Origin of the sequence: Arthrobacter globiformis, assembly GCF_046536215.2 — a bacterium.
Taxonomy (GTDB): domain Bacteria; phylum Actinomycetota; class Actinomycetes; order Actinomycetales; family Micrococcaceae; genus Arthrobacter; species Arthrobacter globiformis_E.
The window spans coordinates 2,601,458-2,624,807 of the sequence record NZ_CM143421.1 but is presented as its reverse complement, the minus strand read 5'-3'; the positions used below and the strand labels follow the sequence as shown (position 1 = coordinate 2,624,807).

The following is a 23,350-nucleotide window of genomic DNA, read 5'->3' as shown; positions in this document are numbered from 1 at the left end:
ACGAAATCGTATACGAAACATACTGGACCGCTTCCGGCGAGTTCGTCAACCCCTGTTTTTCGCGGCGGGGGACTTCTTGTAACCCGGGTCATGTGTGACGTACAGTACTGAAGCATAACCACAGTTTCTATTATCGAACCATCTGTTCTGATATAGAACACAAAGAATGGCGTAAGCCAGCCACACAGTGAAGTGAGGAAAGCCCGTGCAGTTCCACCACCACGGTTACGTTTCCGGTGACCCGCGCATCCAGCCGGCCGCCGGCGTCGGCATCAACCGCCCCGAAGAGCTGCCTGACGAGGTCGACGTGCTCATCGTGGGCTCCGGTCCCGCGGGCATGCTCGCCGCCGCCCAGCTGTCGCAGTTCCCGGACATCACCACCCGCATTGTGGAGCGCCGCCCCGGACGCCTCGCAATCGGCCAGGCCGACGGCATCCAGGCCCGCAGCGTGGAGACCTTCCAGGCCTTCGGCTTTGCCGAGGAGATTACCGCTGAGGCCTACCGGATCACGGAGATGGCGTTCTGGAAGCCGAACCCGGAGAACCCGAAGCACATCTACCGTGCCGCCCGCGCGGTCGACGATGAGATGGGCATCAGCGAATTCCCGCACCTGATCGTCAACCAGGCCCGCGTGCTGGACTACTTCGCCCGGGTCATGGCCTTTTCCCCGACCCGGATGACCCCCGACTACGGCTACGAGTTCCGCAACCTCGAGGTTGCGGAGGCGGGGGAGTACCCCGTCACCGTGACGCTGGTGCACACCACCGGTGAACTGGCAGGCCAGGAGCGCGTTGTGCGCGCCAAATACGTGGTGGGTGCCGACGGCGCCCGCAGCAGGGTCCGCGAGTCCATCGGCTGCACGCTCGCCGGAGACCAGGCCAACCACGCCTGGGGCGTCATGGATGTCCTCGCCTCCACCGACTTCCCGGACATCCGCACCAAGTGCGCCATCCAGTCCCACGACGGCGGCAGCATCCTGCTGATTCCGCGCGAGGGCGGCCACCTGTTCCGCATGTACGTCGACCTCGGCGTCGTGCCGGAAAACGACAACGGCGCCATCCGCAAGACCACCATCGAGCAGATCATCGCCCACGCGAACCAGATCCTCACCCCCTATACCCTCGACGTCCGCAACGTCGCCTGGCACAGCGTCTACGAGGTGGGCCACCGCCTCACCGACAGGTTCGACGACGTCCTGCCCGCCGAACGGGACACCCGCACGCCGCACGTGTTCATCACCGGCGACGCCTGCCACACCCACAGCGCCAAGGCCGGCCAGGGCATGAACGTGTCCATGCAGGACGGCTTCAACATCGGCTGGAAGCTCGGCCACGTGCTCGAGGGCCGCAGCCCGGAGTCGCTGCTCGCCACCTACTCCGCTGAGCGCCAGGTGGTCGCGAAGAACCTCATCGACTTCGACAAGGAATGGTCCACCCTGATGGCCAAGAAGCCCGAGGAGTTCGACGATCCCTCGGAGCTCGAGGACTTCTACGTGCGCACCGCCGAATTCCCGGCCGGCTTCATGACCGAGTACGCGCCGTCGATGATCGTGGCCGAGGCCAAGCACGCCGGCCTGGCCGCGGGATTCCCGACCGGCAAGCGCTTCAAGTCCGCGCCGGTGCAGCGCGTCTGCGACACCAACCCGCTGCAGCTGGGCCACCAGGCAACGGCCGACGGTCGCTGGCGCATCTACGTGTTCGCCGACGCCGCCGAGGCCGGCGCCGCCTCGCCGACCGCTGACTTCGCGCAGTGGCTGGCGAACTCGCCGGAGTCCCCGCTGGCCGCCACGCCGGAGGGTGCCGACGCCGATGCCTGGTTCGACGTGAAGGTCATCTACCAGCAGGATCACCGGGGCATCGACATCAACGCGGTTCCGGCAGTGTTCAAGCCGGAGGTAGGGCCGTTCAGGCTCACCAACCTCGAGAAGGTCTACGGCACCGACCCGAACGCCGACATCTTCGAATTGCGCGGCGTGGACCGTGGCGGCGTTGTGGTGGTTGTCCGCCCGGACCAGTACGTGGCGAACGTCCTGCCGCTGACCGCGACGGCGGAGCTCGGGGAGTTCTTCGCGGGCATCCTCCCGGCCCGCCGGGCTGAGCGGGGTCAGACCGAAGCGCCTCCGGCCGAAACGCTGCAGTCCGCCGGCTCGGGGCTGGTCGCCAACCTGGTGTAGGAACCTGCCACTCCCCAAAACACCGGAGTCGAAACAACAGAGTCAGAACGCCAGAACCAGAACACCAGAGTCCGGATCCTTTGCGCCAAGGGATCCGGACTCTGTTGTTCCACGGGCTTGTTCTGTTGTTCCGGGAGCTTGTTCCCGGGTGCCGCCTCAGCCGAGCCCGCGGTGCGCGGCCCACATCCCGGCCGCGTGGCTGGCGGCTTCGGCGATAAGCACCGCGAGCTCCGGCCGGTCCGGGCGCTCACATCCAGAGCGGGATCGCTGCTCATGGACACATGGTCTCACGGCGGCCCATCGTGGCACGCGGGCCCGCAGCGGCACGCGGGGGGCCAGTGGCCGCAACCTGCTTGACGGCACGCTGCCGCCGCGGGACCCTCTGAACAAAGACCGCGCCGAATAAAGACCGCGGCAGCCGACCAGTGCGCTGAGGCACAACAACTGATCGCTGCCAGACAAGCCCTGTCCGGCCGGGACTGCCAAGCTGGATTCAGCGGTGCGAGGCCATTGCCGGCACCCCTCTCCAACGCTCATGACCGTTAAGAAGGATCCAATGAGTATTTCAAATTCCGAGTCCCGGACTGCAGAAGCAAATCCGCGCAAGGAGCAGTCCACCGCCCTCCGCGCGGGCAGCATCGGCGTCCTGGGCATTCTCTTTTTCGTTCTTTCGGCCCAGGCCCCGCTGACCGGCATCGTCGGCGCAGCGCCCCTCGCGGCTGCACTCGGCAATGGCGCCGGGGCACCCGGTGCGTACCTCGTCGTGGGCATCGTCATTGTCATCTTCGCCGTCGGCTTCGTGGCCATGAGCCGGAAGGTGCAGGCCAACGGCGCCTTCTACGCCTACATCACCGCCGCCTTCGGCCGGAAGACAGGCACAGGCGCCGCCTGGCTGGCGCTGCTCGCCTACAGCACGGTACAGGCCGCCATGTACGGGCTGTATGGCGCGGCTTTCTCCGGCCTGCTGGGATCCGCCGGTGTGGCCGTTCCCTGGTGGCTACTGTCCGTTGCCACCATGGCAGGCGTGCAGGTGCTTGGTTCGAAAAACATCGAACTCGGCGCCCGCGTCCTGGCAGTCCTGGTGGGCCTGGAAGTGGCGATTCTGCTGCTGTTCGGATTCACCGTCCTGCTGAAGGGCGGAGGCCCGGAGGGCCTCAACATGGCAGCCTCCTTCTCCCCTGAAGCGATCGCAAGCGGTGCTCCCGGCGTTGCCATCATGTTCGCCGTTGCCTCCATGTTCGGCTTCGAATCGACGGCCATCTACTCGGCCGAGGCCAAGGATCCGCACCGGACGGTGGCGCGGGCAACGTACCTCTCCGTGGGTATCATCGCGGTGTTCTTCTCCTTCATCACGTGGATGCTGGTGAGCTTCTACGGGCCCTCGCACGTGATCGACGCCGCCGGAGCCGCCCTGGAGTCGGGCGACGCGACCTCCTTCGTGATCGGTCCGCTCGTCGAGCTGTTCGGCCCGTGGGCCGGCGTGACTGCCGGGATCCTCCTGGTGACCTCCCTGCTTGCAGGCATCATCGCCTTCCACAACGGCATCAACCGCTACCTCCACTCGCTGGCCCTGCGCGGATCCCTGCCCGCTGTCCTGGCGCGGACCAACAAGCACCGCGCCCCCGCGTCCGCGGCCTGGGTCCAGACAGCGGTGGCCGTGCTGCTCGTGGGCCCGTTCGCCGTCCTGGGAATGGACCCTGTACTGACGCTCTTCTCGTGGTTCAGCGGGCTCGCCGTGGCTGCGCTGCTGGTGCTCTACATGCTCTGCTCCCTGGCCGTCGTCGCGTTCTTCCGCCGCGAACGGGTGCCCGGACAGCTCTGGCAGACCCTCATCGCGCCGGCCCTTGCTTCGCTGCTGCTGGCGTGGGTCCTCTACCTGGTGGTCGGCAACTTCACGTCCCTGATCGGCGGGAGCGCCGAAACGGCCGTCGGGCTGCTGGTTGCCGTGCCCGTCATGTTCGTGGCCGGAGTGGTGGCGGAAATCGCGGTGGAGAAACGGGCCGGCACCTCGGGGCTTCCGTTCACTGATGAAGCGGCCGTCAGCGGCAACTAACGTCCCGTTGTCCCGCACGGCTCGTTAGGGATAACGACGACGGCGGCGGGCTGGCCTTCCAGCCCGCCGTCCCGCCGGGCATCCCCTCGGGCGTCCCGTCTGGCGAGCCCGGCGGCGAGGGCGAGCAGCGCCGCGATAGACGCCGCGGCTCCGCCGGCCACTGCGGTGCCGCCGGGCCATTGCCCGGTGATCCCGAGCAGGGCCGGCACCGTTGCGGTCGCCTGGCTGGCCAGGACCAGGGACCAGCCGATCAGCGGCGACAGCCGGCTATGGCCCAGCGCCAGCGAGACGAAAAACAGCATCCACAGGTAGGACCAGCAGAGCCACAGCACCGCCAGCAGCGGATCCCCGGGGAACCAGGCCGCGGCGAGCACGAGGCCGCACCCGGCCACCATTCCGCAGAACCAGCCAAGGCCCCTGGACCCCAGCCCCAGCAAGAACTCCAGCCCGACGTAAACGTAGGTCAGGCCGAACAGGAACATGCCGGACGCCGAAAGCAGCAGCTGCACTCCGCCGTCGGGCTCCGGAGCCGTAACGCCGGGAGCTGTGACGCCCAGATACGTGATGCCCAGGACCAGCTGAAGGCTGCCGATGAGCAGGCTCAGCACGGCCGCATCCCGGCGGGGGAGGGCTCCCAGGGTGGCGAGCCCGTTGATCAGCAGCGCGGCGCCTGAGAGCAGAAGGCAGACATAGGCCATCAGCCGGCCGTCCTGGGGAAAGACATTGGTAAACCATCTCTCATAATGTGGAACTTTACTGTCACAATACGGAGAATAAGGGATGAATCCCCGCCTGCCTATCCGGCCGCGGTCTTAATCGGTTAGGTTGAAAGCTCAACCATAGGACGGCGGACTGCGCCGCCGGCCGCCGAAGATAGGACGTTTCATGGACGCACGGCTGGAGGCTGTCAGGGATACGGTGCTGGCGCGGAATCCGGGCGAAGCCGAGTTCCACCAGGCGGTGGTCGAGGTGTTCGAAAGCCTCGGCCCGGTCCATGACCGGCACCCGGAGTTCCTTGAAGCCGCCATCCTGGAGCGGCTCTGCGAGCCCGAACGCCAGATCATCTTCCGGGTGCCGTGGACGGATGATTCAGGCCGGGTGCAGATCAACCGCGGCTTCCGCGTGGAGTTCAACTCGGCGCTCGGCCCGTACAAGGGCGGCCTCCGGTTCCATCCCTCCGTTTACCTCGGGATCGTGAAATTCCTCGGCTTCGAGCAGATTTTCAAGAACGCGCTCACCGGCATGCCGATCGGCGGCGGCAAGGGCGGCTCCGACTTCGACCCCCGCGGCCGCAGCGACGCCGAAGTCATGCGGTTCTGCCAGTCGTTCATGACCGAGCTCTACCGCCACATCGGCGAGTACACCGACGTGCCGGCCGGCGACATCGGCGTGGGCGGACGCGAAATCGGGTATCTCTTCGGGCAGTACAAACGCATCACCAACCGCTACGAATCAGGCGTCCTGACCGGCAAGGGCATCTCCTGGGGAGGTTCGCTGGTACGGCCGGAGGCCACCGGCTTTGGCACCGTGATCTTCACGGAAGAGATGCTCAAGACGCGGGGCTCATCGTTCGACGGGCAGCGCGTGGTGGTTTCCGGCTCCGGCAACGTGGCCATCAATGCCATCGCGAAGGCCCAGGCCCTCGGCGCCAATGTCGTGGCCTGCTCCGACTCCTCCGGATACATCGTGGACGAGGCGGGGATCGACGTCGGGCTGCTCCGGCAGGTCAAGGAAGTGGAGCGCGGCCGACTCAAGGACTACGTTCTCCGCCGTTCCGGCGTCGCCTACGTGGAGGCGGGCTCCGTCTGGGACGTCGACGCCACCGTCGCCCTGCCGTGCGCCACGCAGAACGAGCTCGACGGCGGTGCTGCCGCGCGGCTCGTGCGGAACGGCCTGGTCGCCGTCGGCGAGGGCGCCAACATGCCCTCCACCCGGGACGCCGTGGCGGTGTTCCAAGAGGCGGGGGTGCTGTTCGGGCCGGGCAAGGCCGCGAACGCCGGCGGTGTGGCCACGTCGGCGCTCGAGATGCAGCAGAACGCGAGCCGCGACTCCTGGTCCTTCGAGCACACGGAACAGCGGCTCACGGACATTATGGTGGGAATCCACCACCGCTGTGCCGCCACCGCGGATGAGTACGGCGACCCCGGCAACTACGTGCTGGGCGCCAACATCGGCGGCTTCGTCAAGGTGGCGGACGCCATGCTGGCGCAGGGTCTGATCTAGGCCCCGGCTTGCTTAGGCGCAGAGTCTGATCTAGGCGCCCCGGCGCCAGTCGCTGGGTGATTCGCCGAAGGCGTCCCGGAACGTGCGGCTGAAGTGCGCCGCGTCCAGGAATCCCCACCGCGCCGCCACGGCACCCACGGAGGAGCCGGAGTGCAGCGGATCCCGAAGGTCCCGGCGGACCCGTTCCAGCCGGCGGCTCCGGATCCAGCTGGCAACGGTGCTGCCGGACTCGTGGAAGACGTTGTGCAGGTGGCGGGTGGAAATGAAATGGGCGGCGGCAATGCTGGCCGGCGACAGCTGCGGGTCAGCGAGGTTCGCATCAATGTATTCGCGGACCGAGGTGGCCAGCAGCGCCTGGGGCTTCATGCTGTCCGCAGCCAGATCCAGTTCCGAGTGGAGCATGGTGGCGACGAGACCCAGGGTGTTGGCAGCGAGCCGGGAACCGCTGGGCCCGCTGAGCGCGTCCAGGTTGCCGGCGAGCTGCGTGATGAACGGTCCCACGATGCCCGCGAGTCCGGATTCCCCGGGCATGCGGACGGCCGACAGCTGTCCCACATAGTCCGGCGGCAGCGACAGGGAATCGTGCGGGAACATGACCACCATCATGCGCGCCGCATCCTCGAACGCCAGCGTGTACGGGCGGTTGGTGTCGTAGATGGCCAGGTCGCCGGGGCGGAGTACGGCTTCCCGGTTGTCCTGGATCAGGAGCCCGGTGCCCTCCAGCTGGAGGTTGAGCTTGAAATAGCGCTGGTCGGACTGTGCCAGGAGTGCCGGAGTGCGGTGGACGCTGTGCCCCGACGCCGAAACTTCCACGATGCACGTGCGGTCCAGCACCCTCGAGCGCATGCGGCCGCGGAACTCCTCGGGCCGGTCCGTTTCGGCGGCCAGCGGCACGAACGACTGCGCGACGAGGTGCCGCCAGTGGTCAAAGGAGGTGGCCACGCTGGAGGTGAGGTTCTGGTCCGCGGGGCGGGCTGTGGTTGCTGGCATGAACATTCCTGACGCCGGTTGGCTGTCTGTTGCGGGTCCCCAACACTGTGTCGTGGAACACAGTCATTTCAGGTTAGCGGCGAAATCCTGCCCTGTCATCTTTTTTCAACACATGGCGAAAAAAGATTCCGGAAACACAAGCCGTCCGGCCCTTTACCTGTTCTTGCCCCGGGCCGCGACCACCCAGCGGTCCACGAGTTCGCCGCCGCGGACCACGGCGACGTCGTCCACCAGGTTCATTGCGAGGCATACGTGGTTGGGGATGACCCGCAGCCTGTGCCCGATGGCCGGTACGGTGTCGGGCTCAAGCCACTCGACTGTCGCGTGGTGTTCGGACAGTGCGGTGATCCGGGCCTCGGGATGGTCCATCAGCCGCCCGAAGCCGCTTGCCCACGCGGGCCGGTCGCTGCCGAGAACCTTGCTGCCGGCGTCGATGATGAAACGTGCCGGCCCGTCCGCAGCGGCTGCGTGGTGGCTGACCACGGTGGCCGCCACTGTCAGTGCGATGTCCTCGGCGGCGCACCGCTGGAGCTCCAGCTGCTGGGCGTCGCCGAAGACGTAGACGCCCGGGCGCACCTCGGTGGCGGCCGAGTTTTCGGTCAGCATCGCCGTCGGGGTGGAACCGCCGCTGCGGCAGGTGACGTTGAATCCTGCCGCCGTCAGAACCTCGGACGCCTGATTCAGGGCCTGCTGCTCCTGCCTGGCCGCTTCGACCGGCATGCCCGGTGCGTAGCTGTGCCCCGGAAAGGTGAAGACTCCCGCGACTTTCAGCCCGGCGCGCGCCGCTGCTTCGGCCACCGGCGCGACGGATCCCGGGTGCACGCCGCTGCGGTGGTGGCCGCTGTCCACCTCCACGAGGACGCTGATGCTCGGCGCGGCACTTCCCAGGCCGGACCCGAGCGCCGTTGCGCCTTCCACCGAGTCCACGCCGACGGCGATCTGCGCAGCCTGTGACAGGCGCCGGAGCCGCTCGGCCTTCTGCGGAGACATCCAGAGCGGGTAGGCGATGAAGAGGTTGTTGACGCCGGCGGCGGCGAACACCTCAGCCTCGCCGATGGTTGCCACCGTCAGCCCGGAAGCTCCGGCCGCCATCTGGCGGGCTGCGATTTCGGGAATCTTGTGGGTTTTGGCGTGCGGCCGCAGGCCCAGGCCCCGTTCCCGGACGGCTGACGCCATCCGCTCGATATTCCGGTCGAGGATGTCGACGTCGATCATGATGTCCGGAGTATCGATTTCCTGTGGGATGGTCACAGCCGCTGTCTCCTGGTTGTTCTTGCTCAATGCGGGCCCGTCAGCAGGGAAAGGTATGCCTCAAGCTGTCTGTCCAGGCCGAGCTCTGTCTGGCCTTCTGGGAGCAGCGCCGCCGCGATCTGGGCGCCCAGCAGCATGTTGAGCAGCTGGCCGGCGAGGCTGTCGTCATCGACGGCGGTGCTCACATCCCCGGTATCCCTGGCCTCGGCGAGGTGGCGCCGGATCGTATCCAGCCACTGCTGCATCGATTCCCGGTGGATCTGCGCCTTGCCGGGATCGTTGATGGCCTTCTGCCAGAAGGGTATGACGATCCGTGCTTCATTGATGCGTTCCTCATCCAGCGGGAGCACTTCGATGCAGAAGGCCCGCAGGGCCGCCAGCCCCGAAAGCCCCGAGGTGACTTCGGCGATGCGCTCGTTGGTCCGGTTGAAGACGTGGCCGAACGCGAAGGTGAGCAGCGTGTCCTTGGTGGGAAAGTATGGCTTCAGCGCCCCGTTGGCGAAGCCCGCCTCGGTGGCGATCTCCCGCATTGTGGCGCTTTCGATTCCCATCCTGGCGATGATCCGCCAGGTCGCATCGACGAGTTCCAAGCGGCGCTCGTCGTGGTCAACAATCTTTGGCACGCGGCCGCTCCCCGATAAATATTTTCGCCCAGACTCTTGTGAGCCATCTTACGTTCGCTTATTCTCTACAACTATAGAAAATAAAAATCCGACCCGCCAGGGTCCCGGACAAAGGCCGCTATGACGCTCTCCATGACAGAAACAGCCAGCCCGTTCCGCCTTGCCTCGGCCGCGGACATCAGCGAGGTGCAGGGCATTCTTCGCTCCGGCGGCCTCCTTGGTCCGGAGAAGCGCATTGCTTATCTGGGCCTGCTGGATCCTTCCCGCGGAAGCGCAATCGCCCGCGGTGCCGGGAGTGAGGCAGAGGACCGCCGGTTCCGGATCTTCATCCACGATGTCTCCGGCGCCCGGCCCCAGGACGTCACTGTCTCGGTCACCAGCGGCACGGTGATCTCCGCCGTCGAAATCGATACCGCGGCCACCGGCGAACTGCCGGTCCTGGAAGAGGAGTTCGAGGTGGTGGAGCAGCTCCTGGCTACGGATGAGCGGTGGCTGAAGGCCCTGGCCGCCCGGAACCTGGACGTCAGCAAGGTGCGGGTTGCGCCGCTGTCCGCCGGGGTCTTCGAGTACGCGGAAGAGAAGGGCCGCCGGATCCTGCGCGGGCTCGCCTTTGTGCAGGACTTCCCGGAGGACAGCGCCTGGGCCCACCCGGTGGACGGGCTGGTGGCCTATGTGGACGTAGTGAGCAAGGAAGTCACCCAGGTGATGGATACCGGCGTCTTCCCGGTCCCGGCAGAGCACGGCAACTACACCGATCCCGAGCTCACGGGTCCGCTCCGCACCACGCAGAAGCCGATCAGCATCACCCAGCCCGAAGGCCCCAGCTTCACGGTGACCGGCGGCAACCACATCGAGTGGGAGAAGTGGAGCCTGGATGTCGGCTTTGACGTCCGCGAGGGCGTGGTGCTGCACAACATCGGTTTCCGGGATGGGGACCGGCTCCGGCCCATCATCAACCGTGCGTCGATCGCCGAGATGGTGGTCCCGTACGGGGATCCGTCCCCGATCAGGTCCTGGCAGAACTACTTCGACACGGGGGAGTACCTCGTGGGCCAGTACGCCAACTCCCTGGAACTGGGCTGCGACTGCCTCGGCGACATCACCTACCTCAGCCCGGTCATCAGTGACGCCTTCGGCAATCCCCGCGAGATCCGCAACGGCATCTGCATGCACGAGGAGGACTGGGGCATCCTGGCCAAGCACAGCGACCTCTGGACCGGGATCAACTACACCCGCCGGAACCGCCGCCTGGTGATCTCCTTCTTCACCACCATCGGCAACTACGACTACGGCTTCTACTGGTACCTCTACCTCGACGGCACCATCGAATTCGAAGCCAAGGCCACCGGCGTCGTCTTCACGTCCGCGTTCCCGGAAGGCGGCTCGGACAACATCTCCCAGCTCGCGCCGGGCCTGGGTGCGCCGTTCCACCAGCATATCTTCAGCGCCCGCCTGGACATGGCCATCGACGGCTTCACCAACAGGGTGGAGGAAGAAGAAGTGGTCCGCCAGGCCATGGGCCCGGGCAACGAGCGCGGCAACGCCTTCACCCGGAAGCGCATCGTGCTCGCGCGCGAGTCCGAGGCGGTCCGTGAGGCGGATGCCCGCACCGGCCGGACCTGGATCATCTCCAACCCCGAATCCCGCAACCGCCTGGGCGAGCCGGTGGGCTACAAGCTGCACGCGCACAACCAGCCCACCCTGATGGCCGACCCCGGGTCCTCCATCGCCCGGCGGGCCGCGTTTGCCACCAAGGACCTGTGGGTCACCCGCTACGCCGCGGACGAGCGCTACCCGACCGGCGACTTCGTCAACCAGCACTCCGGCGGCGCCGGCCTGCCCGCCTACATCGCCCAGGACCGCGACATCGACGGCCAGGACATCGTCGTATGGCACACCTTCGGCCTGACCCACTTCCCGCGCGTGGAGGACTGGCCCATCATGCCGGTGGACACCGTCGGGTTCAAGCTCCGCCCCGAAGGCTTCTTCGACCGCAGCCCCGTCCTGGACGTCCCCGCCAACCCGAATGTGCAGGCCGGAGGCCACTGCCACGCTGACGCCGGGGAGCCGGCCGATTCCTCCTGCCACGGCTAGGCTCACGCCGTGACCGCGCTGCCGGGATGGGGCCGCACCGCCGGACCCATCCGCGGCAACCGCTCTTTCGCCACCGGCCGCCATGTCCTGCACTCCCGTGCCGTCTCGCTGGTGACCGCCGCGTCCTGCGTGGTGCACCTGTGGCTGGTCGCCGGAAACCACCACGGACCGTGGCTGGGCGCCGTGATGCTCGCGATGGTCGGGGTCTGCCTGCCGTGCGCCGTGCACCTGTGGCGCGGCGGCCGGGAGAAGGCCCTGCGCCAGGTCATGGCCTGTGCCCTGGCCATGACTGCCTTGCACGCCGTCCTGCTGCTGGGCGGCTCCGCCTCTACCGGGGGCGGGGCGTCCGGTCACACCCACGCCGGAGCGGCGGCTGGCGCCGGGCTTCTGGGGTCAGGCGCCTTGGGTTGGGGCGCCTTGGGTTCGGGCGCAGGGGGCCTGCTGGCCGTTGTCGTCCTGGAAATTACGACGGCGTTCCTCGCCGCGACGCTGCTGGCCCGCCTTCGCTCCGTCCCCCGGACTGCGGCTCTGTTCCATACTGAAATGGAGCCCTGACGGAAAGCCCGTTTGCGGATGATGGAGTGCCGATGATCCTGCTCGATTCACTGGAGCGCCAGATTGTGGCTGCCCTGCAGCTGGATCCCCGCTGCCCGTGGCGCAAGATCGCCGCTGTCCTGGGCGAGCCGGAGCGCACCGTGGCCCGCCGCGGGGCGCAGCTCCTGGAATCCGGTGCTGTTGCCGTCGCCGCCGTGCGGCCGCATCCGGCGTCGATGCTGGTGGAAATGCGCTGCACGCCGGGCACGGCCCGCGCCGCTGCGCAATCGCTGGCGCAGCGCCCCGACACCACGTTCGTCTACACGGTCACGGCAACGGCGACTGCGTGGCAGAGATCCTCACGGATCCGGACCGAATGGGGGACATCCTTTCCGACGAACTGCCCTCCACAATCGGGCTGCGGCACTCCGTGAGCTATCCGGTGCTGCGGTACTTCCGGACCATCCAGGGCTGGCGGCCGGAGATGCTCACCGCGGAGCAGGCGGACGCCCTGCGCTCGCCGGTCGCTGCGGACACCGGCGTGTATGCGGTGCGGCAGCCCCTGAACCGCCAGGACACAGAGCTCGTGGAGGCACTGTGCGCGGACGGGCGCATCAGCTTTGAAGCGCTGGCCCGGCGCGTCGGGGTCTCGGAGGCAACTGCCCGCCGGCGCTGCGAATGGCTGCTCGCCAACAACCAGGTCCAGCCCCGCGTGGTGGTGGAACCCGCCGCGCTGGGGCTCGCCGTCGAGGCCCTGCTGTGGATCCGGGCCGCGCCGCACGAGGTGGAGCAGCTGGGCCGGAGCCTGGCCGGGCTGCCCAGCGTTCGCTACGCGGCAGCGCTCGCCGGCGACTACCAGCTCGTGGCCGACGTGACCGTGCCCGACCAGCCGTCGCTGTACCGCCTGATAACAGCTTCCGACTGGGGGGCGCAGGCCTCGGGCGTTGACGTATCCATACTGCTGGACGCCCGCAAACGCGGCGGGCGCGTCATGCGCCCGCCGCGGACACCGGCCTGATTCCACCCAGGTCCGGCGCCACCGCGGCGTACCGGGTCTGCTGCTCGAACGCCCTTGCCCAGCGGAGCAGCTGCACGTCGGTGTAGTGGTTGGAGGCGAGCTGCAGCCCGATGGGCAGCCCGGAGCCGCTGAACCCGGCCGGCAGGCTCAGCACCGGCAGGCCCGTGGCCGAGAGCAGGCACGCCGACCGCATCCAGTCCAGATAGGTTTCGGACGGGACGCCGGCCACCTCCTGCGGGTAGCGCAGGGACGCATCGAACGGCAGGACCTGGGCACACGGGCTGGCAAAGATGTCGAAGCGCCCGAAGAATTCCTGGACGCTGTATTCAAGCCGGGTGCGGGCGGCGTTGGTGGCAATGATGTCTTCGGCAGTGAGAGCCAGGCCCTTGCCGACGTTCCACCGCACCTCGGGCTTGATGAGCTTGCCGGATTCGGCGACCAGACCGCCCAGGCCGGCCGCGAAATCCAGTGCACGCGTGTTGCCGAAGACAAGATCCGCCTCGCTTAAATCCGGGCACGCCTCCTCCACCACTGCACCCAGTTCCTCAAACACCGCGAGCTGGCGTTCCAGGTGGTCCGCGATCTCGGGTTCCACCGGAACACCAATGCCAAAGTCCCGTGACCAGCCGATCCGGACCCCGCGCATGTCCGTCTCCAGCCCGGCCCTGAAGTCTGCCGGATCCACCGCCTGCGGGTGGGGCACGCGCGGATCCCGTCCGGCGGTGACCGACATGAACAGCGCGATGTCCTCCACGGTCCGCGCCATCGGGCCGGTCCGTCCCAGCCAGGACCAGGCGTTGATATCGGACGGCACTGGAATGACGGCCTGGGACGGGCGGAAGCCGACGATGTTGCAGAAGGACGCCGGGATCCGCAGCGAGCCGCCCATGTCGCTGCCGTCACCCATAGGCTGCACACGGGAACCCACGGCGGCGGCCACCCCGCCGCTGCTTCCGCCTGCGCTGAGGGCCGGCGCATACGGATTGGTGGTGGTGCCGAAGAGGTCGTTGAAGGTGTGGGAGCCCGCCCCGAACTCGGGAACGTTCGTCTTTCCCGTGCTGACCACGCCGGCTGCCTTGAGCCGGGCGATGATGAGGTCGTCCTTCGCCGGCACGAAGTCCTGCAGCACCACCGAGCCCTGGGTGGTGCGCATTCCGGCGGTGTTGTTGGTGTCCTTGTGGGTCAGGGGCAGCCCGTGCAGGGGCGGCAGGTCAGCGCCAGATGCTGTGAGCTCGTCGGCGCGGGCTGCCAGCTTCGCGGCGCCCTCGGCGTCGAGGGTCACCACCGCGTTGATCCGGGGGTTCACCTCGGCAATGCGTTCGAGGTGGCAGTCGAGGACCTCCCGCGCCGAGATCTCCCGGTTCCGGATGGCGGCAGTGAGCTCGACGGCGGAAAGTTCGCTGATGGCGTCAGACATGGTGCTCCTTGGGGCGGCGGTTGAAGAGTGCGCGGATGTATTTCCCTGAAGTGTGGAGGACCGGGAGCGTGAGCGGAAGGCATCGGCGAATGAATCCGCGCCGTGACTGATCCGGCCAGAATTTTGGCTGATTCCGCCATCCCTTGCCGTCCTGGGCCGGCGTCCCGGACAGTATTCCTAACCTGCTGGCCGATCGGTCGGAGGTCCAGATTCCGCAACGCAGCGGTTTTGCCCGCGGCATCAGCAGCGCCGGCCCACTGCGGCCCTAAACAGGAGGCTCCCATGCACGCACCCCTGGCTCCCACCGGCTCAACGGACATCCTTGCAATCGCCAACGCCCCGGTCCTCTGGCTCTGCGTGGCCGGTGTCTTCGGCGTCATCGTGGTCCAGTCGCTGATCTTCCTCCGGGCAGTGCGGCGGGCAGCGCCCTCGGTGCAGATGACACCGGGTGACATCAGGACGTCCTTCCGGTCCGGTGCTGTCTCCGCGATCGGACCGTCGCTCGCCGTCTCGCTCGTGGCCATCGCGCTGTTGGCACTCTTCGGTGCACCCGCCGTGCTGTCCCGGATCGGACTGATCGGCTCTGCCGCCTACGACGTCTCGGCCGCCGGCATCGCGGCAGGCACCATGGGAGCCAAGCTTGGCGACGGGAGCTACACCCAAAGCGTGTTCGCGGTGGCGTTCTTTGCCATGAGCATCGGCGGAGCCATGTGGATGATCGCCACGCTGATCCTCACCCCGCTGCTCCGCCGCGGCGACGCCAAGGTCCGCGCCATCAACCCGGCGGCCATGGCCATCGTCCCCGCGGCGGCCCTCATCGGAGCCTTCGCGTGCCTGGGCTTCACGGAGCTGCCAAAGTCCGGCACCCATGTGGTCACCTTCGCCGTGTCTGCCGCGGTTATGGCGCTGTCCCTGCTGCTGGCCAAGGCGCTCGGCAAGAGCTGGCTGCGGGAGTGGGGCCTGGGCATCTCGATCGTTGCCGCCCTTGGCGCGGCACTTCTCACGTCCGCCGGCTGACCCTATGTCCGGCACAACCCGGACCGCCCCACCCGGACCAGCCCGCAGTTAGCCACTAGTTGCCGTTCACCCCTAGTTAAGGACAGGAACCATGACAGCCACGAGCACCGCACCCGCCGCCACGGACCAGGCCATGGCCGAGTTTGACCGCACCACCTCGCGCTGGGGACGCGCCACCATGATCGCCGGCCTGCTGGTTTCCGTCGCCGGCCCCCTGTACCTCGTCTTCGCCGGCGGACTGGACATCGCGCCCGCGCAGCTCTGGATCGCGTTCGCCGCCGTCGCCGCCACGTTCGGCATCATCTGGATCGTGGAGCCGCTGACGTATTACCCCATCCTCGGACAGGCCGCGATGTACCAGGCCTTCATGATCGGCAACATCTCCAACAAGCTCCTGCCCGCCGCCCTGATCGCGCAGACCAACATCGGTGCCAAGCCCGGAACCCGCCGCGGCCAGCTGGCCTCCGTCGTGGCCATCTGCGGTGCGGCCGCCGTCCACCTGGCCTCACTCGCCATTTTCGTGGGGCTGCTGGGAAGCTGGCTCATCAGCGTTATCCCGCCTGCCGTCATGAACGTGACCCGGCTCTACGTGCTGCCCGCGGTCCTCGGCGCCGTGCTGGTCCAGGCCATCGTCTCCATGAAGCAGCCCAGAACAACGGTTATCGCCCTGGCTGTGGCAGCCGCCGTCGTCTTCCTTGTCCTCCCGGCGGTCCCCGGACTGGCCATGGTCTCCACCGCCATCGCCGTCCTGGGGACGGTGCTGCTGGCGTGGTTCCTCCGGGGCCGGCAGCCTGCCCCGGCCGGCCGTCCGGCGCAGCCGATCCACCTCGAGTAGCCGGTCGACCTCAACCAACCCAAGCGCCACAGTAATAGCGCCACAGTAATAAGGGTGCGTTCCGCGGGGTCCCGGCGGAACGCACCCTTATTACTGCGAAAACGGGTTCACGGTGCCAGCCGGCGGAACTCCGAGCCGAAATGCACCAGCGGGTCCGGTGCCTCGGAAGGTTCCGCGCCGCTGCCCATGGCCACCACCTCGCCCACCACAAGCAGGTGCGTGGCGGCGGAATGGACCGACACGGTGCGCAGCTCGAAGAAGGCGAGGCACTCATCGATGACCGCAGCTCCGGTGGCCGGTCCGCGGCGGAAGGGGACCTGCGCCAGCAGCCCGTGCAGCGGTGTCCCCGGACTGGCCAGCCACGTCGCCGTGCCCTGGTGCTTGCCGGACAGCACGCTCAGTGCCCAGGTGCCTGACTCCTCCACGGCCTCGCCTATGCGGGACTCCGCGTACAGGCTGACCAGCATGGTGGGCGGGTCGTAGGAAACCGAGAGGAAGCCGCTTACCGTGGCGGCGTAGTCACGGTTCCGCAGCCGGGTGGAAACCACAGCGACGCCGGCGGTAACGTCCGCACTGAGCCTGCGGTACAGGTCCGTGTCGGCGTCCGACGGCCCGGCGCCCAACAGATGTGCCTCAAGCTGACCTGACGTTTCCATGAGCCCCATCGTGCCACGTGGGGCGGTTGTTAACGCTGTTAAGAGTGTGACGAAACCACTACGACTGTGGCGCATCCAACGCAATGGCAACCCAGTATCTGTAAGCCAATGGCCCGCCGTCGTTAACCCTCCGTTCACCTCGGACCCCAAAACTTGTTACCTGCGGCCCATAACTTCAATGAAGGTACAAAAAGTACGTAGCTCACGTTCGGACGTCTCCGGTCCGCACCGCATCGAAAAACCCTGGAAGGGGTACACCCAGTGAAGGCACTCCGCTTCGGCCGCCACGCGGCAATCGCTGTTATCGCCGCTGGCGCACTCGCGCTCACCGCCTGTGGTTCAGACAACGCCACGAACACCGCCCCGTCAGGCAGCGCCTCCGCCGCCGGCACCAAGGTAACCGGCACCCTGACCGGCATCGGCTCCTCCGCGCAGGGCGCGGCCATGGACGTCTGGAAGACCAACTTCGCCTCCGCCAACCAGGGCGCCACCGTGCAGTACTCCCCGGACGGCTCCGGCGCCGGCCGCAAGGCCATCCTCGACGGTTCGGCACAGTTCGCCGGCTCCGACGCCTACCTGAAGGACGAGGAACTGGCGTCCGCCAAGAAGGTGTGCGGCCCCGAGGGTGCCATTGAGATCCCCGTCTACATCTCGCCGATCGCCATCGCCTTCAACCTGCCGGACATCACCGAGCTGAAGCTGGATGCCCCCACCGCTGCCAAGATCTTCCGCGGCGAGATCGCCAAGTGGAACGACCCCGCCATTGCTGCCCTGAACCCGGACGCCAAGCTCCCGGACCTCGCCGTCACCCCGGTGAGCCGCTCTGACGACTCCGGCACCACCAAGAACTTCACCGAGTACCTCTCCGCTGCGGCTCCCGACGTCTGGAAGGACAAGGCCGACGGCATCTGGCCTGCATCCCTCAAGGGTGAGAACGCCAAGGGCACGTCCGGCGTCGTCAAGACTGTCACCGACACCCCCGGTGCCGTGACCTACGCCGATGACTCCGCCGTTGGCGGCAAGCTGGGCATCGCCCAGATCAAGGTCGGTTCCGAGTTCGTCAAGATCTCCCCGGAAGCTGCCTCCAAGGCAGTCGACGCCGGCAAGGCAGTTGAAGGCCGCGCCGACACCGACGGTGCCATCAAGCTCGACCGCACCACCACCGAAGCCGGCGCCTACCCGGTAGTCCTGGTTTCCTACCACATCGTCTGCTCCACCTACGACAAGAAGGAAACCGTCGACCTGGTCAAGGCTTTCGAGACCTACGTAGTCTCCGAAGAGGGCCAGAAGGCTGCTGCCGAGTCCGCCAAGTCGGCTCCGATCTCCGCCACCCTGGCCGAGAAGGCCGTCAAGGCCATCGAATCCATCAAGGTCAAGTCGTAACCTTTGACCTGAACGCCGAAGTTCCCCGCCCAGCCGCCAGGCAGGGCGGGGAACTTAGCCGTGTTACACGCGGTTTCAGCACGATCCATATCTCTGCACCACCAACACCGAAGGGCCGGGTATGACCACCACCTCCCTGACCAGTTCCCGAGGCGCCGGCCGCGCCGGGGACAAAGTCTTCTCCGGAGCGGCCCTCGCAGCAGGCTGCCTGATCCTTGCCGTACTGTTCGGCGTGGCTCTCTTCCTCGTCATCCAGGCCATTCCCGCCTTTACCGCCCCCGCCGCGGACATCCAGGGCGGAGAGGGCTTCTTCGCCTACATCTGGCCCATTGTGCTCGGCACACTGATCGCGGCCATCATCGCCCTGGCCATCGCCACGCCGGTGTCCATCGGCGTCGCCCTCTTCATCTCGCACTTCGCCCCGCGCGGCCTCGCGTCCGGCCTCGGCTACGTGATCGACCTGCTCGCCGCGATCCCCTCGGTCATCTACGGCGCCTGGGGCGCGGCCTTCCTGGCCCCCCAGATCTCGCCCGCCTACGGCTGGCTCGCCGCGAACATGGGCTGGCTGCCCATCTTCCACGGACCGGCCTCCGCCACGGGCAAGACCATCCTCACCGCCGGCATCGTGCTGTCCGTCATGGTCATCCCCATCATCACGTCGCTGTCCCGCGAGATCTTCCTCCAGACCCCCAAGCTGCACGAGGAAGCAGCCCTTGCGCTGGGTGCCACACGCTGGGAAATGATCAAAATGTCGGTGCTGCCCTTCGCCCGCCCGGGCATCATCAGCGCCGTCATGCTGGGCCTCGGCCGAGCCCTGGGCGAGACCATGGCCGTGGCCTTGGTGCTGTCCTCCGGCGCACTGACCGCCAGCCTGATCCAGTCCGGCAACCAGACCATCGCCGCCGAGATCGCCCTGAACTTCCCGGAGGCCAGCGGCCTCAAGGTGAGCACGCTGATCGCCGCGGGCCTGGTCCTGTTCGTGATCACCCTCGCCGTCAACATGATCGCCCGGTGGATCATCAGCCGGCACAAAGAATTCTCGGGAGCCAACTAAATGACCTCCACCCTGACCCCGGTCCGCAAGCGGTCCGCCCTGACCAAGGGCCAGCTGCCCAAGTACGCCCCCTACGTGGTCCTGGGCGTCGCGCTGGTCCTCGGGGCGGCCATCCTCGCCCTGATCGGATTCAACGCCTTCGGCTGGGGAGTTGTGTCCGCCATCCTGTTCGCCGCGGGACTCGTCGGCTGGAGCGCCGCCGTTGAGGGTGCGCGCAAGGCCAAGGACAAGCTGGCCACCTGCCTCGTGGTGGGCGCCTTCCTCGTGGCACTGCTCCCGCTGATCTCCGTCATCTGGACCGTCATGGTCAACGGCATTCCGGGCCTGCTGAACCCCGGCTTCCTGGGGACCTCGATGAACGGCGTCACCGGTGTCTTCGACAACCGGGCCGCGGAAGGCACCGGCCCGGTACTCGGCGGCATCTACCACGCCCTCATCGGCACGCTGCAGATCACCCTGCTGGCCACCGTAATCTCCGTACCGGTGGGACTCCTCACGGCGATCTACCTGGTCGAGTACGGCAACGACCGCCCGCTGGCCCGCGCCATCACATTCTTCGTGGACGTCATGACCGGCATCCCGTCCATCGTGGCCGGCCTCTTCGCTGCCGCGTTCTTCTTCGCGGTGGTCGGTCCCGGTACCAAAACGGGCGCCGTCGCCGCCGTCGCGCTGTCCGTGCTGATGATCCCGGTGGTGGTCCGCTCCAGCGAGGAAATGCTGAAGATTGTGCCCAACGAGCTCCGCGAGGCCTCCTACGCGCTGGGCGTCCGCAAGTGGCGGACCATCCTCAAGGTGGTCATTCCGACGGCGATCTCCGGCATTGCGTCCGGCGTCACCCTGGCAATCGCCAGGGTCATCGGCGAGACGGCCCCCATCCTGGTGACCGCAGGGTTTGCGACGAGCATCAACAACAACGTGTTCGGCGGCTGGATGGCTTCGCTGCCCACGTTCATCTACACGCAAATCCTGAACCCCACCTCGCCGTCCAACCCCGACGCGTCGTCGCAGCGGGCATGGGGTGCGGCCCTGGTCCTCATCATCCTGGTGATGCTGCTCAACCTTGGCGCCCGCCTGATTGCCCGGGTCTTCGCCCCGAAGACAGGCCGCTAGGCCGGGCCGCTACCGGCCACCTTTCCTCCCCGGTCCGGGCGGCCGGGCTCTAGACTTCATTTCATACCAGCAAGTTAAGGAACATCATGTCCAAGCGCATCGACGTCAAAGACCTGAACGTGTACTACGGCAATTTCCTGGCCGTGGAGGACGTCAGCATCAACATCGAGGCCAAGTCCGTCACGGCGTTCATTGGCCCGTCGGGCTGCGGCAAGTCCACCTTCCTCCGCACGCTGAACCGCATGCACGAGGTGCTGCCGGGCGCCCGCGTCGAGGGCGAGGTGCTGCTCGACGGCGACAACCTGTACGGTCCCGGCGTGGACCCGGTGACGGTGCGTTCCCAGATCGGCATGGTGTTCCAGCGGCCCAACCCGTTCCCCACCATGTCCATCCGTGACAACGTCCTGGCCGGCGTGAAGCTGAACAACCAGAAGATCTCCAAGGGTGAGGCCGATGCCCTGGTGGAGCGCTCGCTCCGCGGCGCCAACCTCTGGAACGAGGTCAAGGACCGCCTGGAGAAGCCGGGTTCGGGACTGTCCGGCGGCCAGCAGCAGCGTCTCTGCATCGCCCGCGCGATTGCCGTGGAGCCGCAGGTGATCCTCATGGACGAGCCGTGCTCCGCGCTGGACCCGATCTCCACCCTGGCCGTTGAGGACCTCATCAACGAGCTCAAGGACCAGTACACCGTGGTGATCGTGACCCACAACATGCAGCAGGCCGCCCGCGTCTCGGACAAGACGGCGTTCTTCAACATCGCGGGCACCGGCAAGCCGGGCAAGCTCATCGAGTTCGCCGAGACCAGCACCATCTTCAACAACCCGAGCCAGAAGGCCACCGAGGACTACGTCTCCGGCCGCTTCGGATAAGCCCCACCGCCACCCTAACCTCGCAAGCTCGGCCAGGGAACCCTGGCGGCGTGGGCCCAACCACCGCCACCCTAACCTCGCAAGCTCGGCCAGGGAACCTTGGCGGCGTGGGCCCAACCACCGCTCCGCTAAAGCAACGCGGGGTCACTTAGCGCCCAATCCGGACCTCCGGAAGGGCGCTAAGTGACCCCGCGTTGCTGTATTACCGCGCTGCTGTATCAGGCGGCGATGAGCGGGGACAGCGCCAGTTCGAGGACGAAGGCACCCGCGGCCGTGGCTGCCGGCGTCAGGACCCACAGCGACAGGATCCTGGTCATCAGCTTGCGGTGAATCGTGGCGAACTGCTGGTTCTCACCTGCGCCGAGCACTGAGGACGTGACCGTGTGGGTGGTGGACACGGGCCAGTGCAGCCCGATCGCACCAACAAACAGCAGGAGCGCACTGAAGCCCTGGGCCACCACGCCGCGCAGCGGATCGATCCGGGTGAGCCGGTAGCCAATGGTGTGCGAGATGCGCCAGCCGCCAAACATCGTGCCCGCTGTGATCGTGGCTGCGGACAGCAGCGCCACCCACAGCGGAAGCGAACCGCCGTCGGAGTAGCCAGCCGCCAGCAGCGCCAGGATGAGTACAGCGCTGACCCGCTGACCGTCCTGGAGGCCGTGGCCAAAGGCGACGGCGCCGGCGGCGATGGCCTGGGCGGACCGGAACCGTTTGTTGACCACGCTCGGCTGGGTGTAGCGGGCAGCCCAGGTCACGGGAAACACCAGCAGGTAGGCGGCGACGAACGCAATGACAGGGGAGAGGACCAGGGGGAGGACCACCTGGAACAGGAGCGACTGGTCCACGCCGCCCACGGAATTGCCGCCCACCACCACGCTGGCCGTTCCGGCTCCCGCCAGGCCCCCCACCAGGGCATGCGTGGAGGAGGATGGAACGCCACGCCACCACAGGAAGATGCCCCAGGCGCACGCGCTGGCAAGGCCGGCGGCGATGATGGTCAGGCCGCTGTTCCCCGGCGGGAGGGCCACCCAGTTCTGGCTGACGGCCACCGCCAGTCCGGCGCTCAGCAGGGCGCCGATGAGGTTGAATAGCGCGGCCAGGAGCACCGCCACTGTGGGGGTCAGGGCGCGCGTGCGCACGGCCAGGGCCACGGAGGTGGAGACGTCCCGGAAGCCGTTGACGAAGGAAAACGCCGCGGTGAGGAGCACCACCAGGGCGAAGATGAACAGCGTCACCTCATGATTCCTTGACGATGATGCTGCCCACCAGGGTGGCGATCCTGCGCATGTCCTTGGTGACGTCCACCAGCTGGTTGGCGATGTCCCGGTTGCGGGCGTACTGGGCAGACTTCATGTCCTTGAGCATGTCCGCGACCCACACACGGTGCGTGCGTTCGGCCCGTTTGGCCAGCCGCAGCACCTCGATCCAGTAGTCCTCAAGGTCGTCCAGGTTGTTCAGGCGGCGCATGGCGTCAGCCGTCAGCTCGGCCTGCCGGCTGATGATTTCCAGCTGGTCGGCGGCGCGCTTCGGCAGCCGGTCCAGGTTGTACAGCGCCACCAGCTCGGCCGCGGCGTCCAGTTTTTCAATGGCTTCGTTCAGGCTCTGCGACAGGGCGTACATGTCCTCGCGGGGGAGCGGATTCACAAAGCTGGTGCGCATGTGCGTCAGGAGGGCGAAGTGCAGCTCGGCCGACTTCGCCTCGTGGTTGTGCATGTCCTCCACCAGCCGGTTGTGTTCGGTGGCCGGGGCGCCCAGGATTTCCGCCATGGTGGCGCTGGCAAAGACGATCTGCCGGGCGAGCTGCGAAAGAAGGTTCAGGCCTGCGGGTTCCTGGGGAAAAAGGCGCAGCTTCATGAGTACCGGTCTCCGGAGGATTGTCAGGGCGGGACGCCGCGGGAGTTTTGACTTGACGTCCGAGCCGCAGCTAGTCAGTACTTTACCGGCACCTGCGTTGGGGCATAAAAATGGTGCCGAACCGGATACGCCTCTCGGCGGTAGGCCGCTCTAGGCGGCTAAATGTTGAAGCCCGGGGGTTTCGCGGTTCGGCACCTAT

At 67.1% G+C, this 23,350-nt stretch carries 21 protein-coding genes; 13 read left to right on the top strand and 8 right to left on the bottom strand.

The genetic code is table 11. The features are described 5' to 3' along the window. The first annotated feature begins 205 nt into the window (after positions 1-205). The gene (locus R5O87_RS11770) at positions 206-2,173 is read left to right on the top strand and encodes an FAD-binding monooxygenase (RefSeq protein WP_410557787.1); all 1,968 of its coding nucleotides are present in this window, start codon (positions 206-208) and stop codon (positions 2,171-2,173) included. A 556-nt stretch (positions 2,174-2,729) separates the two neighbouring features. Beyond that, positions 2,730-4,226: an APC family permease gene (locus R5O87_RS11765; protein WP_410557788.1), complete on the top strand. Its 1,497-nt coding sequence runs from the start codon at positions 2,730-2,732 to the stop codon at positions 4,224-4,226. Here R5O87_RS11765 and R5O87_RS11760 read toward each other — a convergent pair. Further along, on the bottom strand, positions 4,223-4,924 hold the full coding sequence (locus R5O87_RS11760) for an AmiS/UreI family transporter (RefSeq protein ID WP_410557789.1): 702 nt from the start codon (positions 4,922-4,924) through the stop codon (positions 4,223-4,225). The two genes, R5O87_RS11765 and R5O87_RS11760, sit on opposite strands and share 4 nt — an antisense overlap. A 187-nt stretch (positions 4,925-5,111) precedes the next feature. On the opposite strand from R5O87_RS11760, the gene gdhA reads away from it, so the two are divergent. Then, positions 5,112-6,449 (top strand): NADP-specific glutamate dehydrogenase, encoded by a 1,338-nt coding sequence (gene gdhA / locus R5O87_RS11755; RefSeq protein ID WP_410557790.1) that lies wholly within the window; start codon positions 5,112-5,114, stop codon positions 6,447-6,449. 30 nt (positions 6,450-6,479) lie between these two features. On the opposite strand, the gene R5O87_RS11750 is transcribed toward gdhA, so the two are convergent. The 3 genes from R5O87_RS11750 to R5O87_RS11740 all read right to left on the bottom strand — a co-directional run bounded on the left by R5O87_RS11750 (position 6,480) and on the right by R5O87_RS11740 (position 9,313). Next, the gene (locus R5O87_RS11750) at positions 6,480-7,439 is read right to left on the bottom strand and encodes an AraC-like ligand-binding domain-containing protein (RefSeq protein WP_410557791.1); all 960 of its coding nucleotides are present in this window, start codon (positions 7,437-7,439) and stop codon (positions 6,480-6,482) included. A gap of 153 nt (positions 7,440-7,592) precedes the next feature. After that, positions 7,593-8,654 carry a D-TA family PLP-dependent enzyme gene (locus R5O87_RS11745; protein ID WP_410557835.1) on the bottom strand — a complete coding sequence of 354 codons (1,062 nt, stop codon included), beginning with the start codon at positions 8,652-8,654 and terminating at the stop codon, positions 7,593-7,595. Positions 8,655-8,716: 62 nt separating this feature from the next. Continuing rightward, positions 8,717-9,313, bottom strand: coding sequence for a TetR/AcrR family transcriptional regulator (locus tag R5O87_RS11740; RefSeq protein ID WP_410557792.1), 597 nt, complete (start codon positions 9,311-9,313; stop codon positions 8,717-8,719). Between the two features lie 120 nt (positions 9,314-9,433). Here R5O87_RS11740 and R5O87_RS11735 point away from each other — a divergent pair, with 120 nt between their 5' ends. The 4 genes from R5O87_RS11735 to R5O87_RS11720 are packed head-to-tail and all read left to right on the top strand — an operon-like array spanning position 9,434 to position 12,959. After that, a complete protein-coding gene (locus R5O87_RS11735; RefSeq protein WP_410557794.1) occupies positions 9,434-11,407 on the top strand; it encodes a primary-amine oxidase in 1,974 nt (657 codons plus the stop codon). A 9-nt stretch (positions 11,408-11,416) separates the two neighbouring features. Further along, entirely contained in the window at positions 11,417-11,962 is a 546-nt protein-coding gene (locus R5O87_RS11730) for a hypothetical protein (RefSeq protein ID WP_410557795.1), read from the top strand. A gap of 32 nt (positions 11,963-11,994) precedes the next feature. Continuing rightward, positions 11,995-12,375, top strand: a complete 381-nt coding sequence (locus tag R5O87_RS11725) for an Lrp/AsnC family transcriptional regulator (RefSeq protein WP_410557797.1) — start codon at positions 11,995-11,997, stop codon at positions 12,373-12,375. Further along, positions 12,318-12,959 carry an Lrp/AsnC family transcriptional regulator gene (locus R5O87_RS11720; protein ID WP_410557798.1) on the top strand — a complete coding sequence of 214 codons (642 nt, stop codon included), beginning with the start codon at positions 12,318-12,320 and terminating at the stop codon, positions 12,957-12,959. Before R5O87_RS11725 ends, R5O87_RS11720 begins: the two co-directional genes overlap by 58 nt. Here R5O87_RS11720 and R5O87_RS11715 read toward each other — a convergent pair. Further along, on the bottom strand, positions 12,931-14,376 hold the full coding sequence (locus R5O87_RS11715; RefSeq protein ID WP_410557799.1) for an amidase: 1,446 nt from the start codon (positions 14,374-14,376) through the stop codon (positions 12,931-12,933). The genes R5O87_RS11720 and R5O87_RS11715 overlap by 29 nt on opposite strands. A 282-nt stretch (positions 14,377-14,658) precedes the next feature. Here R5O87_RS11715 and R5O87_RS11710 point away from each other — a divergent pair, with 282 nt between their 5' ends. Next, positions 14,659-15,393: a DUF5058 family protein gene (locus R5O87_RS11710; RefSeq protein ID WP_410557800.1), complete on the top strand. Its 735-nt coding sequence runs from the start codon at positions 14,659-14,661 to the stop codon at positions 15,391-15,393. A 91-nt stretch (positions 15,394-15,484) separates the two neighbouring features. Next, positions 15,485-16,228 (top strand): hypothetical protein, encoded by a 744-nt coding sequence (locus tag R5O87_RS11705; protein WP_410557801.1) that lies wholly within the window; start codon positions 15,485-15,487, stop codon positions 16,226-16,228. 107 nt (positions 16,229-16,335) lie between these two features. On the opposite strand, the gene R5O87_RS11700 is transcribed toward R5O87_RS11705, so the two are convergent. After that, positions 16,336-16,884 carry a flavin reductase family protein gene (locus R5O87_RS11700; protein ID WP_410557802.1) on the bottom strand — a complete coding sequence of 183 codons (549 nt, stop codon included), beginning with the start codon at positions 16,882-16,884 and terminating at the stop codon, positions 16,336-16,338. A gap of 261 nt (positions 16,885-17,145) precedes the next feature. On the opposite strand from R5O87_RS11700, the gene pstS reads away from it, so the two are divergent. The 4 genes from pstS (at position 17,146) to pstB (ending at position 21,297) form a co-directional block, all read left to right on the top strand. Next, a complete protein-coding gene (pstS, locus tag R5O87_RS11695) occupies positions 17,146-18,267 on the top strand; it encodes a phosphate ABC transporter substrate-binding protein PstS (RefSeq protein ID WP_410557803.1) in 1,122 nt (373 codons plus the stop codon). A 121-nt stretch (positions 18,268-18,388) separates the two neighbouring features. Beyond that, the gene (gene pstC, locus R5O87_RS11690; protein WP_410557804.1) at positions 18,389-19,321 is read left to right on the top strand and encodes a phosphate ABC transporter permease subunit PstC; all 933 of its coding nucleotides are present in this window, start codon (positions 18,389-18,391) and stop codon (positions 19,319-19,321) included. Beyond that, positions 19,322-20,431, top strand: coding sequence for a phosphate ABC transporter permease PstA (gene pstA / locus R5O87_RS11685; RefSeq protein WP_410557805.1), 1,110 nt, complete (start codon positions 19,322-19,324; stop codon positions 20,429-20,431). An 86-nt stretch (positions 20,432-20,517) separates the two neighbouring features. Next, complete coding sequence (gene pstB / locus R5O87_RS11680) at positions 20,518-21,297, top strand: phosphate ABC transporter ATP-binding protein PstB (RefSeq protein ID WP_003799400.1); 780 nt, start codon at positions 20,518-20,520, stop codon at positions 21,295-21,297. Positions 21,298-21,515: 218 nt separating this feature from the next. On the opposite strand, the gene R5O87_RS11675 is transcribed toward pstB, so the two are convergent. Together R5O87_RS11675 and R5O87_RS11670 are read right to left on the bottom strand one after the other, a co-directional pair. Continuing rightward, a complete protein-coding gene (locus tag R5O87_RS11675) occupies positions 21,516-22,532 on the bottom strand; it encodes an inorganic phosphate transporter (RefSeq protein ID WP_410557806.1) in 1,017 nt (338 codons plus the stop codon). A gap of 1 nt (position 22,533) precedes the next feature. Continuing rightward, complete coding sequence (locus tag R5O87_RS11670; protein ID WP_377953153.1) at positions 22,534-23,151, bottom strand: DUF47 domain-containing protein; 618 nt, start codon at positions 23,149-23,151, stop codon at positions 22,534-22,536. Positions 23,152-23,350 lie beyond the last annotated feature (199 nt).

Excerpts from the sequence above, each read along its gene's own strand:
- R5O87_RS11765 (WP_410557788.1), top strand. The coding sequence starts at position 2,730 with ATGAGTATTTCAAATTCCGAGTCCCGGACTGCAGAAGCAAATCCGCGC.
- R5O87_RS11760 (WP_410557789.1), bottom strand. The coding sequence starts at position 4,924 with ATGGCCTATGTCTGCCTTCTGCTCTCAGGCGCCGCGCTGCTGATCAAC.
- gdhA (WP_410557790.1), top strand. The coding sequence starts at position 5,112 with ATGGACGCACGGCTGGAGGCTGTCAGGGATACGGTGCTGGCGCGGAAT.
- R5O87_RS11750 (WP_410557791.1), bottom strand. The coding sequence starts at position 7,439 with ATGCCAGCAACCACAGCCCGCCCCGCGGACCAGAACCTCACCTCCAGC.
- R5O87_RS11745 (WP_410557835.1), bottom strand. The coding sequence starts at position 8,654 with ATGATCGACGTCGACATCCTCGACCGGAATATCGAGCGGATGGCGTCA.
- R5O87_RS11735 (WP_410557794.1), top strand. The coding sequence starts at position 9,434 with ATGACGCTCTCCATGACAGAAACAGCCAGCCCGTTCCGCCTTGCCTCG.
- R5O87_RS11725 (WP_410557797.1), top strand. The coding sequence starts at position 11,995 with ATGATCCTGCTCGATTCACTGGAGCGCCAGATTGTGGCTGCCCTGCAG.
- R5O87_RS11720 (WP_410557798.1), top strand. The coding sequence starts at position 12,318 with ATGGGGGACATCCTTTCCGACGAACTGCCCTCCACAATCGGGCTGCGG.
- R5O87_RS11715 (WP_410557799.1), bottom strand. The coding sequence starts at position 14,376 with ATGTCTGACGCCATCAGCGAACTTTCCGCCGTCGAGCTCACTGCCGCC.
- R5O87_RS11710 (WP_410557800.1), top strand. The coding sequence starts at position 14,659 with ATGCACGCACCCCTGGCTCCCACCGGCTCAACGGACATCCTTGCAATC.
- R5O87_RS11705 (WP_410557801.1), top strand. The coding sequence starts at position 15,485 with ATGACAGCCACGAGCACCGCACCCGCCGCCACGGACCAGGCCATGGCC.
- R5O87_RS11700 (WP_410557802.1), bottom strand. The coding sequence starts at position 16,884 with ATGGAAACGTCAGGTCAGCTTGAGGCACATCTGTTGGGCGCCGGGCCG.
- pstC (WP_410557804.1), top strand. The coding sequence starts at position 18,389 with ATGACCACCACCTCCCTGACCAGTTCCCGAGGCGCCGGCCGCGCCGGG.
- pstA (WP_410557805.1), top strand. The coding sequence starts at position 19,322 with ATGACCTCCACCCTGACCCCGGTCCGCAAGCGGTCCGCCCTGACCAAG.
- pstB (WP_003799400.1), top strand. The coding sequence starts at position 20,518 with ATGTCCAAGCGCATCGACGTCAAAGACCTGAACGTGTACTACGGCAAT.
- R5O87_RS11670 (WP_377953153.1), bottom strand. The coding sequence starts at position 23,151 with ATGAAGCTGCGCCTTTTTCCCCAGGAACCCGCAGGCCTGAACCTTCTT.